This is a genomic window from Pseudoalteromonas rubra, from assembly GCF_000967655.1.
GTDB lineage: Bacteria > Pseudomonadota > Gammaproteobacteria > Enterobacterales > Alteromonadaceae > Pseudoalteromonas > Pseudoalteromonas rubra_A.
Map to the genome: position 1 here is coordinate 1 of NZ_JXYA01000094.1, position 12,105 is coordinate 12,105.

The window sequence follows — 12,105 nt, forward strand, 5'->3', positions numbered from 1 at the left end:
GAGGTTTAGGCGACGCTTACAGAACTACTACATGTACAGTTAATAGAACAAGTGAAATCTCGCGACTTTAACTTGTGCTGAAAATTGGACACGAGGAATTGGTAATGGAACTAACGACTCAATCAGAAGCGTCAGGATGCGGTCGGCGGGATTCACTTGTTGTGTGTACAGACTTCACAAAGAGCAAGATACCTTTGAGAACCATCTGTGATCTTTAAGATCGAAACACTCTCGAGGATCTATTGTATCAATTTCACATGACGGCCAAATGTCTTTTGCCTTAGATAGATTAGGGAATGGATCAATCAACAAAACCCTTTCTAATTTGCGACCATTTTTTTTTAAAAAGTTTAATAATGCCAAGTCATATGGATTGAATGCAAAGCCAAAAATAATTAGACACTTACTATCGTTAATTATTTTTGCACCTAATTCCCACACACTTGACAGTTCATTCGGTGGTATTTTTTCAGGTGCAGGTGGAACAATTAGAGCCTTCCCCATTCTACCTGGCTTGCCACTTGTATACTTGGTCTCTGCTCCCCAAGATAATGAACCGTGCAACTTTGCGATAGGAATATTACCAGTTACTTTTACATGAGCATTTTGCCATGGGAATTGAGGGTTAAGGCCTCTCCCAGTAAGTTGTTCACCAATAATACCATAATTAAAACCTGCAGTACCTAATGCGCATTCAGCAATAGTATCGTAATTACAAGTAACAATACCTTTCAAGTCATAATCAGTTAAGTTTAAGATAAAGTTTTTAACTTTGATAATTCCATTATTTTCTCTTACGACTCGTTCATCGAACATAGCGGCAGAAAAGGACCCCCTTATTCTAGTCATAAATGGATCGCTAAGTCTTCTACTTACATACCATATTACTCGACTTCTTCGGTGTGATGATTTATGTAGACACCAATAGATAAATTTTTCAGGTGTGTCTTTTGGGTTTAATTCTCGCCATTTTTTCCAATCAGCTTTCAGTCGACTAATCTTCTTTGCTTCTTTCTCACATGTTGTCGATATATTAAAATCAAAAAGTTGGTTGACGAGTGGTAAATTAAAAGCCCATTTAGAAAAGCCGGCACCTAAAAATAACGCAGTCACGAAACCTCCTGATAAACCTAAAACATGAAATTCAAAAAAGTAATAATATACATAACTAAATATAGCATTGTTCGTAAAAAATAACCTAGGTTCACACTATAAGTACCAACCGCTACGAATAAACTTAACTACCAGCTTTCATGTCACAACTTCAATTTTCTCGACATCAATTAACGCCTTAGTTTTATGACAGCCTGTATGCCCTAGAAATACTTGCCCATCTACTTTTACAAATTTGTCTAAAATATCATTTCTGTTGTTATAAAAGTCTTCTTTTAGAGCTAACTGAAAGCAGCAAGTGTTACCATATTCAGAAAGTTCTTGATTCTCAAAGCATCTGCCAAAAATAGCGATAGGTTCATTAACGTATAAAAGCCAATAAAACTGGGGACGATCACCGTCATTGATTGATTCATAGTTTGGGGGACCAGCGAAAACCTCTTCTTTGACCTTTCCAAACAGGGTTACAATTTGACCATCAAGCAACTCTCTAGGTCGCATGTCTTTGGAATCAAATAAACTGTTTTTAGATTTAAAGACCTTGGCTCTGAGGTCAGTTGTAAAAATAAGGCTGATTACAGCGAGTATAAACGAAATAATGACCCCGATACCCTGCCACAAGCTACTTGATAAAAAGTCACTCAAAGTCAATGTCCTTGGTATAGTTAACGCCCATTAAAGGGCCTGTAAAATATAACAGCGTTAAATCTGAGCACCAAGACTAAATAGCCGCATAGTTTAGATGTCTCGGTCCGAGCTTCTCCGCAGGCCTTTGGGTCCAACAGCTCGATTTTTAGTAAAGGCAAACATAGCCTTCATGCTCTAACTGCATGGCCATGACCTTAGCCCAAGATAATTCAGGGTGCATTATTCAATCTCACTACGAGGTATTGGGTGCAAAGTATAAAACCACCTAGGCTCCTGAGCGTGGCCCTCTTGCTTAAGAACTTTACCTATTTCATATTTTATTAATGGTTCTGACCATGGATGAGCAATCGGGTTTTTAGCGAGTTTTTTTGGCCAATAAAGAGAAAGGTCAAGTTTTGGAGATAACTGTAAGACTTTGATTCTCCAACCAAACTCAAATTCGTTAGGATAATGACCTTTTAAGTACCTATCTATTTTTTCTTGAACATATTCGGCTTCTTTGTATTCTCGGTAGCTTTGATAAGCGTACTGCACTCCAAAGAAAATCAGTGCTGAAACAATTGAAAATACAGCGGTAGCACCTAACGGTATTGCTATTTTTTTGTAGTGCTCTAGGCTGACTTTCCCAAAAGCGGCAATTATAATTCCTGCAGTAAAAGAAATTCCGAAATTCCATAAAATTTGTGATAAATCCATATCCGTTTCCTAGGCACTAGCGCCTCAACCTGAGGCACCTCAAAATATTATCATTTAAAATCAATAAGGTGGATAAGCACAACCACTTTGCATGGCCACCCACCATAAATTCGAATGGCCAATTGTTGGCAGGTTTAACTTGGAAATGCAAGACAAGTGAGCCTCACCATTCCTTTAAACTAAGAAAAGCGGCACCCAACCGAATTGGCGTACTTTAGAGTACTGCTGCTTCGTGCGTTAAGAGAGCTCTGCTCACAAGCGTCCGGGATGACGGAAGTGGATGTCGGTTTTGAGAAAAAGTTCTAGTTTTGAAGATGAGGTTCGGCCGCGTCAGCTTTGACTGCGAGGCCGGTGCTCATTCAAACACTATTTCGCTTTGATTTTGGTGCTACCCAATAAGGACTTACTCTGTCTTTGCACGCAGCTATGCCCCAAAACCTAACTGCTTTACTTTATTCAAAACCTGCTGATAGCGAATGTCTGCGCAGCTGCCAAATCCGGCGCGTTGTCTGAATTTGGAGGACGTTGCCAATGGCGAGGTCATGCCGGTTAGGAATCGGGTCAGTATCGCCACGCTTAGCGTAACGCCAATTTGGATCAGATGCTGTTTTAGCATTATAAAGGTCAGCCACACTTATCACACTACCCTCAAGATTGGTTTTAGTGAACAGTATGGTGAGCTACACCTTTCATTTGACCATAGTTATGACAGTTGTAGTGGCGGCACAACTTGCAGCCACATAAGAGAGGCTGTGATAAAAGCACTGGATGATTTTTCCGACTTATTTAGTGACTGATTCAACATCACAATACCGGCGATTGAGGTTCAAGGTTTGTAATCACCAGGCTATATCTAGATTTCAGGCACATATAAAGACGCATAATTAAAACCCCCAGCTGTGAACTATGAGCACTCGCAAACAGGCATAAATGGCTGATAAGCTCAACGAGTGATCGTACCATTTTTGCATCAATTAAGAATGTTTGCCGGTGTAATTTTTCTGAGGCCTTCCATGGCGTGGTAGGCCAAAGCAGGCATTGACGTATGACTGTGCGCATCTGCGCAAAAGACGGCGAGTGAACAAGTTCTTAAGTGATCGATTACAAGGTTAAACCCACTCTTTGTTATCAAGCGCTTTGCCTGGAAACCCAGCAAAAACTCGCATAGCAATGACGCGACAGGTTATAATTTTTGATGGATTCCCACAGAGGGGAGTCGAGTCTAGCTTAAATACAGGAAAGCACTATTTTGAAATACGTTCGAACACTTATTTGTTTCTTGCTAACAGCAATGTCGTCGGTCACTATCGCATCAGAATCACCGGAAAAACTCATCGAAGAGCACTTTGAATATCTCAAATCTAATGCCACATGGAAAGCCTGCAAGCTATATCGAAATCAAGATCTTCGCCATTTAAAAGAAGGACTCATGACGGCACTTCTGGATGCACCTAGCGCCGAGAAGCAAGACGCCACAGTACTTATCTTTGGAGAGGAGGCCTCATTTGATGGCATCAAGAAGATGTCAGATATCCAGTTTTGTGAGAGCATCCTGCAATTTGCTATGCAACAAACTGCCAGCCCAGAAGTACTAGAATTGCTTAGATTAACAATTATCGGAAAAGTGATGGAAGGAGAACATACTGCGCATGTAGTTGCGCGTTACTTTGTTGAACTAACCGATGTTCCGTCACAAAATGTTGAAGTGGCGACTGTAGTTAAGGAAGGCAATACATGGAAAATGACAATGCCAGAAGCAATCGCTAGTATGGGTGAGCTTTTCCAACAAGGTATGACTCAGTCGAAATAGCAACCACTTTGCCCGAATACCCGCTCCACATTTTGATCACTCTCTCCTAAAGCTGAAACCAACCTGTTACGAGCTTGTAATCACAAACTAACAAAAATTATCCATAATAAGTCAGAAGTTTGTAAACTTGCTCTGTGGCATGCTGTTACAGGCTGACATAAAAGCACAGCCAGTACACGTCTGGCGCCAACGAAACAAAGTACTTTGTGACGTTGGCGAAATTACTAAACACTAAAGGAAGGCCTATGAAAGCGTTATTAACAGCTCTACCGATTTTGTTCCCTGTATTGGCAATTGCAGCAGATATCAACTGTAAAGGCAAAGTCACCTGGGTGATGGATTATCCTCAGCAATGTAGTGGCAACACCGCATTCAAGACAAGCGGCTCTGATGGCCAGTGGATTTGTCCACCGTCAGACAACGGTAACGCCATTGTTTTGGCAGCGCTCACGGCGGATAAAAGCGTAGAAGTTTATATTGATAGCAAAAATGGCTCGATTAGCTGCTCGTCACTTCCTAATTATGTGAGTGCCAAATACATAATCATTAACCCCTAAATTCTGAGTCAATACGCAGTGTCTTTTCTGGGGTGACGCTAGGGCTTGTGAGTTCAGCTTCAACGGGGTGTTACTGCATCGCTCGTTTGTAGATCCCGGCTCGCAAGCGTCCGGGATGACAGAGATGGGCACCAGCTTTAAAGGCACCAAATTTGAAAGAGAAGTTCGGCCGTGTCAGCTTTGACTGCCAGGCCGATGCTCATCCAAACACTGTTTCGCTTTGATTTTCGTCCTACCTAATAAAGACGCACTAAACCTTTATGCACTATCATCCCCCAAAACCCAATTGCATTACTTTACTCAAAACCTGCTGATAGCGAATATCTGCGCAGCTGCCAAATCCGGCGCGTTGTCTGAATTTGGAAGACGTTGCCAGTGGTGAGGTCATGCCGGTTAGGAATCGGGTTAGTATTGCCAGGCTGGGGGTAACGCCAATTTGCATCAGGTGCTGTTTTAGCGCATTTAAGTCGTTTCGTAATGTATCGTCCGACGGAAATTCGGCCTGTTTTGACTGGGCTAGTTGAGCAATTTGGCCTCGGCACGCTGAGCAATGCCCGCATTGCTCTGGGGCATTTTCATCGTCAAAATAGCGTGCTAAGTTGTAACTTAAACAGGTATTTAACTCAAAAAAGCGTAGCATGGCGGCGATGCGTTTAACCTCGGCTTGCTCCTTATCTAAAAAGTAGTCGGCAAGCTCTTTGGCTAAGTCTGGCTCTGCCAGCTTAGTATCAATAACCTGATACACCTGCATCATGCGCTTTGACTCAAGCTCGATATGCCCTTGCTCATGTAGGTAGTCGAGCGCCGCTACAATGCGATTTCTGTCGTGCCCTAGTTGCACTAAGGCCTGAATATCAACGGTGCCCCACACTTTCTTAAAGTGCGTATTGGCAATTATTTGCTGGATAAACTGCTGGCGGTTGGCATCGAACATGCTGATGACGTCCTGCTCTGTGCGTAACCACTTGAATCTAAAGTCAGCGTAAAACGCGTATTTGGCCTCAATCACGCCTTTGAGTTCGATCTGTACCAGCAAGGTTTTTAATGCCAGCAACCGGATATTGCTGACTTTAGAGGCGCTGAGCTCCTGCATTTCCCACAAACCCTGCTGTTGCTGCGATTGAATTTCATCAATCAGTGCCTGAATGCTGGCTTGCTCAGGGGTGTCGGCGTAAACAAAGTTCTCAAGCGTCGCAACGCCATCTAAGTTAGCCAAAGTAATGCATTCAGAAAATTGCCCGTCGCGCCCTGCGCGGCCTATCTCCTGGCTGTAATTCTCTATCGATTTTGGCAGGTCGTAGTGCACCACAAACCGAATATCGGATTTGTCTATGCCCATACCAAAGGCAATGGTGGCAACAATCACTTGTTTGTGATTGTTCATGAAATCGTTTTGGATACTCTGACGAAGGCTATCGTCCAGCCCGGCATGATAGGCAGCGGCGTTTACGCCCGCCGCCTGTAATTGCTTAGCCACCTGCTCGGCCTGTTGTTGCAGCGTGACATACACAATGCCTGCGCCAGCTTGTTGCTTTAAATAGCCAATCAGTGCCTGCACTTTTTGCTCTTCCGGGTACGCATACACGCTTAAATCCAGGTTAGCGCGATAAAAGCCCGTCTGAACAATATGCTCGGGTTTTATATCAAACCGGTTCGCCATGTCGCGCTTTACTTTTTTGGTCGCCGTAGCGGTAAGCAGCAGCACCAGTGGAATTTTTAACTCATTACGATAGTCGGGTAGTTTAAGATAATCGGGCCTGAAATTATGGCCCCATTCAGAGATACAGTGCGCTTCATCAACCACCAGCATAGAAATAGGCACTTGCTTAATGAATTCTCTGAAGCGCTCGTTCTTAAAACGCTCAACCGAGATCATCAACACTTTAATGCTGCCATTTCTGACATTTTGCATCACAGACTGGCTTTGCTCCCGGGTTAACGTTGAATCTAAACTGGCCGCATTGATGTTTTTGCTGTGTAAAAACTCAAGCTGATCTTTCATAAGCGCCAGCAGTGGCGAGATAACTAAGGTTAAATTGGGGAGCTGCAAGGCCGTCAGCTGATAACACAAGGATTTACCAGAGCCGGTTGGGAATATTGCAAGGCTAGAGTGACCGTTGACCAGCTGGGTAACTGTTTGCTCCTGGCCAGGCCTGAATGCTGAAAAGCCAAAACGCTGCGATAAGGTTTGGTGAAGCGCCGATTCGTTCATGATGCAAAATTCCGTGTTAACAACTGCCGTGTAAGATAACACATTACCAATCCCCAACAATACTTAACCAGTTTGACGAGTGGCAGGCTTCCATGTGACGGCGAAGTTGGTTGGGTTAGCGACTAGAAGCAACTACAGCATTGCTGGTTAGTAGATCCCGGCTCGCAAGCGTCCGGGGTGACCGAGGGGTTGGTCGGGTACGCGATCAGAAGGAACCACGGTATTGCGGGTTAGTAGATCCCGGCTCGCACGTGTCCGGGATGACCGAGGGGTTGGTTGGGTTCGCGACCAGAAGGAACCACGGTATTGCCGGTTAGTAGTTCCCGGCTCGCACGCGTCCGGGATGACCGAGGGGTTGGTTGGGTTCGCGATTAGAAGGAGCCTCGGTATTGCCGGTTAATAGATCCCGGCTCGCAAGCGTCCGGGATGACCGAAGGGTTGATTGGGTACACGATCAGAAGCAACTACAGCATTGCTGGTTAGTAAACCCCGGCTCGCACGCGTCTGGGGTAACGGTACACAATGCGAGACCTGAGTGCTCTACGTAAACCGATACCAATTCAACTAATTACTGCTGGTTTTAGTATCTAAAGCGGCGAGTTGACTGGTCAACTGGCGCATTGCCTCTGCTCTCTCTTTGGTCAAATAGGGGTTAGCCGTTTGCCCGGCTAACTGCTGCAATGCCATCAGGTAGGCTTGCGATTTTGCAGACTCAACCTGAATATTAACCTGAGGCATGACCCCTGTTCCTTCCCAGTTTTTTTGGGTGACTGGGCTAACGGTGGTACCGATTGCCACAAAGGCAATATAATCATGAGATAGCTTAATTTGCCTGATTGGATTGGCGCCCCCTTTAGACGGTTCACCTATCACAGTGGCTCGCCCCAGGTGCTTCATCGCATAAGCAAACGCCTCTCCGGCAGAGAACGTCTCTGGCCCAATCAAGATGTACAAAGGTATATCACGCAGTTTGGCGGCCCCCAAGGGCTGATCGCTGCGAAAAGGATAACGACTTCCACTTCTAAACTGGTAAGTGTGCAATAAAGTCGGCTTTTCTAAAAAATAGCTGGCAAAGTGGGAGATCATAAAGCCATCTCCCCCACCGTTTTGGCTAAAATCCAGGATGAGCGCATCGCTTCTCTCTAATAAAGTCATCGAAGCCGCAATCACGTCTTTGGCTTGCGAAGATACCGAGTCAAAGCCCCACATTTCTAAATAACCGATATTGCCAGCCAGCACTTGCACCTGGCGTACGCCGGAATTCTTGCGTTTTAATTCGGTGAACCAGGGCTCTCTGGCCTCTTCACTGTGTTGACCATGGTTGTCGACCCGAGTGACTAACGCCAGGTGCTTGTCGTATTGACTCACTAAGTCAGTGACTTGCTTTGACAAACCATGCCGAGATTGTGTGCCGCTAAAGGTTAATGCGCGTAGTTCGCCGGCAATCTTTTTAGCAGTATCGGTAAACATATAATTTTGCTCGATAGAATCCGCAAACTCTTCCACAATGCGCTTGGCCTGGGCGGGTTGTAACTGTTGCGCAGCGTCAATGTCGGCGGCTTTCGCCTGTAGCTTACTGACGCCCATGACGAACAAACTTAAGCACAATAAATATCTAATAATCATAAAATATCCTTTTTATCTAGTGAGCCAATTGCCAAAATTGACAAAAGCTCGGAGCATGCACGTCACAGAGTTCACGACCTTGTGACAGCAATCTTTGACAGTGAGATGATGTCGCTCATAATCATGGCGTTTACTATGAAAGACAGGCGCATCCGCCAATATCATGTAAGCGGCCCCTTACAAGTGCCAACTCAATCTGGCCGCTACAGGCGCCTTAACTTTAAGAGACTCTGACGGTGAAAAAGAGTTCAAATATCAGCCACAAGTTATCGCAGGTTAATAGCTCCAGCCGCGCAAGCGTTCGGGATGACGGTGGAGTTGGGTAGGTTCGACGTGCGTAGGATACTTCGGCGTTAAATGTTGGTAGATCCCGGCGCGCAGGCGCCCGGGGTGACGGTCGGTTTATAAAGATCAGCGACAACAAATCATGTTGCCAAATACTCACCGCTATACTCTTCAAGCGCCTATGAATTCACAGTGCCAGAGCGCCAACTCAGGTGCTGAAGTCAGGCTTTTCAAACAGCTAGACTATGTGAATTTTGTAGTTTTCAATAAATGCCTGTCTGTCTGATTCCGTCGGAGGATTGTCAGCGGTAAATTTGGATATATCCCGAATAAATCCCTCAGAGGGGCCTGAAGGTGTATTGATGACGAGCACGTGACTGTCGGTGAGCGCCTTAAAACGTCTTTTTACGTTGGGACCAGCAATGACAAGGTCGCCTGCATTTGCAACAAATTCGTCGTTTTCTACACCAAATTCAATTTCCCCTGAGATAATGTAAAAGATCTCATCATCAATCTCATGGAAATGCCACGGCGCCTCATTGCCTTTAGGCAGTTTGCTGTCAAAAATGGAAACCCGGTTATCAGTATCAGATCCGGATGCAAGAATGGACGTGATTTCCCCCTGTTCAAGATCATGTCTCTCAGCATTACCGGCTTTGACGTGCTTGTATCTCATTGTATGCCCTCGACTATTCAACGCGCTTTAGCGACACTTTCACTCTTGCGCTCTTTATAAAAGACTAACCAGATTACATCATTATGTGTGATGTCACCAGCCTATACAAAATCATCAAAAATTGACTGCAAAGTGAAACAATACCTACCAACAAGCTAAATTAGAGCTAAAACTCACATCTTCACACTTCTTGCACTTTTCGCACCTATATTTGCCGCGGTTGCTCGTACAGGGGCATAAACAACCCCCTGATTAAGGACCAGGTTCACACTAAAAGGAGAGGATTTTTACCATGAAACCAAACAACACACTGGCGTTGCTGCTGGCAGGTGCAGTCACGGCATCTGGCGCATCGTTTGCGGTATATGCCGCAATAGATACCGATGATGAGAAAGTGACACGACTGGACTTGCAAGGGCAGATAGATAACTTTGCGCCTTTTTCTAAAACTCTGTGGGCCGGGGCGCACAATGCCTATGCGTCACATGCCTGGAGTAAAGGTACGTATACCGATGTAAATCAGTACTACTCTCCCAAAAGCCTGCTTAAGCGCGGTATAAGGGTGATGGAATTTGATATTTACCCGGAAGGCACCTTTGATTCTACCCCAATGCTGTGCCACAACTCTCTGGAAAATAAAGCCATTTGTTCAAGCTTTCACGCAAAGCTGTCGGAAGGGTTAGACGACATTAAAGACTTTCTGAAAGACAACCCAGACGAAGTGGTGTTGCTGAAAATTGAATCGTACAAACATAACGACCATAAAAACTGGCACAACAAAATTGGCGAGCGCCTGCAAAAAGACATCGGTGATTATTTGCTGATGCCGTCTGACTGGGGCTATGCCGATAAAAGCTGTGCCTCTTTGCCGGTGTCGCACCTCACCAAACGCGACATTCTGGCGGCGGGTAAGCAGCTGGTCGCGGTGGTGCAAACCCCCAGGGATCACAGCAACTTGTGTTCCTATCACAGCACTGGCAGTTACTCTAAATTCTGGAATACCGTGTTTATCGGCGTCGATGCCTTCGATGCCAACGGTAATCTGCAAAGCAATCAACCGTTTTGCCAGAACGGCAGCAATGAGTGTGTGAACGGCGATCAGACCGCGCATTATCTTGCCAACAATATGACAGTGATCATTGATGGCGCGACGCAGCTGAATCCGGATGGCCCCAGTTCAAGTAAAACTGGCAGTAATGTGATCAGCAAGTGGGCCAACAAAGGCGCGCAAATTCTCGAGCTGGCACTGGTCGAAGCCAATAACACCAGCGCTGCCAGCGGCTATGGTGCCAATGAAGTCCAGATTGAAGATTTTATCTGGTCGTGGCAATCGAACCGACCCAATGGTTCGGGCGACTGTGCCAGCCTCGAAAGCGATGCCGCTATTGTCGACAAAGCCTGCTCCACCTATCAGTACCACGCTTGTGTAGATGATAATCGTAACTGGAAGCTGACCACCAGTAAGGGCAGCTGGGAGATGGGGTTTGCGAATTGTCAGAGCCTGGGCGGCAGCTATACCTTTGCGATGCCATTCAATGCCTATGAGCATGTGCAACTGCAAAACACCATAGGCGCCAGTTCACAGCACCACTGGGTGAACTATTACAAGGCGTTCGATGATTTCTGGTTGTCTAACGCGGCTGAACATATCGACTGGCAGTATGTGAAAAACACTGCGGTGGGTTCGACCAATAAGGGCGATGGCTTTAACGATATTGCCTTGTTAAAGCGTAAAGCCCTGGTGGGCGGCACCTTCAACCTCAGCTCAGTGCGGGTGCGCTCAAACAATCGGGTGGATGGTTTTCAGGCCTGTTACGAAACCAAACAGAGCCTGTCTCATGCCAGTGTGGGCACATCAGAAATGTGCGTAACCTACGGCGGCAGCGGCGGTAGCTGGGGTGATAAACTCACCTTTGATAGCAGCAAGGGCGAGCACCTAAAAAGCCTGCAGATCTGTAAAGACGATGGCAAATATGGCTATGATACGGTGTACTATCTGAAGCTGACGTCTAGCAATGGCAGTTCAATCAAAGGTGGTACTTCGTCTGGCAGTTGTACAACCTATTCAGCCAGCGCCAGCCAGCAACTGTTTGCCTTTCATGGCACAGATAATAAAGAACTGAACTCACTGGGCGTTTATCGCATCGCCAGTTCACAAGTTAACGGCGGGCTCTATGCCACCGGCTGGCTTGATCGCGATGACCCGGCCAGCGGTGACAATGAGCTATTCAGTTCCCACCAGTCAGTGGGTAACATCGGCGCCAGTTGCAGCACCAGCGATGTTGCGGGGGTGATTGCACGAGTCAAAGGCAACAAGCTGGACTCAAGCCTGACCGGCCAAAACCTGGTCAATAACAGCTCAGGCTTTGCCTGCTGGAACTCCAGCAATGGCGGCAGCAGCAGTTACACCACCTGTGAAGACTACGAAGTGAGATACTTCTTCACCAAGGCCAGTTGCTTGCCTTAACTGGTTTACCTTAAC

General features: G+C 45.8%; 10 protein-coding genes. 3 read left to right on the forward strand and 7 right to left on the reverse strand.

Translation table 11 applies throughout. The features are described 5' to 3' along the window. Positions 1-174: 174 nt before the first annotated feature. The 4 genes from TW77_RS23465 to TW77_RS23480 form a co-directional block, all read right to left on the reverse strand. On the reverse strand, positions 175-1,113 hold the full coding sequence (locus TW77_RS23465) for a hypothetical protein (RefSeq protein WP_046007399.1): 939 nt from the start codon (positions 1,111-1,113) through the stop codon (positions 175-177). A gap of 138 nt (positions 1,114-1,251) precedes the next feature. Then, positions 1,252-1,758: a DUF4431 domain-containing protein gene (locus TW77_RS23470; protein ID WP_046007400.1), complete on the reverse strand. Its 507-nt coding sequence runs from the start codon at positions 1,756-1,758 to the stop codon at positions 1,252-1,254. A 222-nt stretch (positions 1,759-1,980) separates the two neighbouring features. Further along, positions 1,981-2,457, reverse strand: coding sequence for a hypothetical protein (locus TW77_RS23475; RefSeq protein ID WP_046007401.1), 477 nt, complete (start codon positions 2,455-2,457; stop codon positions 1,981-1,983). A gap of 424 nt (positions 2,458-2,881) precedes the next feature. After that, on the reverse strand, positions 2,882-3,073 hold the full coding sequence (locus tag TW77_RS23480; RefSeq protein WP_156158751.1) for a hypothetical protein: 192 nt from the start codon (positions 3,071-3,073) through the stop codon (positions 2,882-2,884). A gap of 633 nt (positions 3,074-3,706) precedes the next feature. Here TW77_RS23480 and TW77_RS23485 point away from each other — a divergent pair. Together TW77_RS23485 and TW77_RS23490 are read left to right on the forward strand one after the other, a co-directional pair. After that, positions 3,707-4,267 carry a hypothetical protein gene (locus TW77_RS23485; protein ID WP_046007403.1) on the forward strand — a complete coding sequence of 187 codons (561 nt, stop codon included), beginning with the start codon at positions 3,707-3,709 and terminating at the stop codon, positions 4,265-4,267. Between the two features lie 245 nt (positions 4,268-4,512). Further along, entirely contained in the window at positions 4,513-4,824 is a 312-nt protein-coding gene (locus TW77_RS23490; RefSeq protein WP_046007404.1) for a hypothetical protein, read from the forward strand. A 268-nt stretch (positions 4,825-5,092) separates the two neighbouring features. On the opposite strand, the gene TW77_RS23495 is transcribed toward TW77_RS23490, so the two are convergent. The 3 genes from TW77_RS23495 to TW77_RS23505 form a co-directional block, all read right to left on the reverse strand. After that, complete coding sequence (locus tag TW77_RS23495; RefSeq protein WP_046007405.1) at positions 5,093-7,036, reverse strand: RecQ family ATP-dependent DNA helicase; 1,944 nt, start codon at positions 7,034-7,036, stop codon at positions 5,093-5,095. A 564-nt stretch (positions 7,037-7,600) separates the two neighbouring features. Then, a complete protein-coding gene (locus tag TW77_RS23500; protein ID WP_046007406.1) occupies positions 7,601-8,662 on the reverse strand; it encodes a S41 family peptidase in 1,062 nt (353 codons plus the stop codon). A 523-nt stretch (positions 8,663-9,185) separates the two neighbouring features. Beyond that, on the reverse strand, positions 9,186-9,623 hold the full coding sequence (locus TW77_RS23505; protein ID WP_046007407.1) for a cupin domain-containing protein: 438 nt from the start codon (positions 9,621-9,623) through the stop codon (positions 9,186-9,188). A 292-nt stretch (positions 9,624-9,915) separates the two neighbouring features. Between TW77_RS23505 and TW77_RS23510 the strand changes: the two genes are divergently transcribed. Continuing rightward, the gene (locus TW77_RS23510) at positions 9,916-12,090 is read left to right on the forward strand and encodes a phosphatidylinositol-specific phospholipase C domain-containing protein (RefSeq protein ID WP_046007408.1); all 2,175 of its coding nucleotides are present in this window, start codon (positions 9,916-9,918) and stop codon (positions 12,088-12,090) included. The last annotated feature ends 15 nt before the right edge of the window (positions 12,091-12,105 follow it).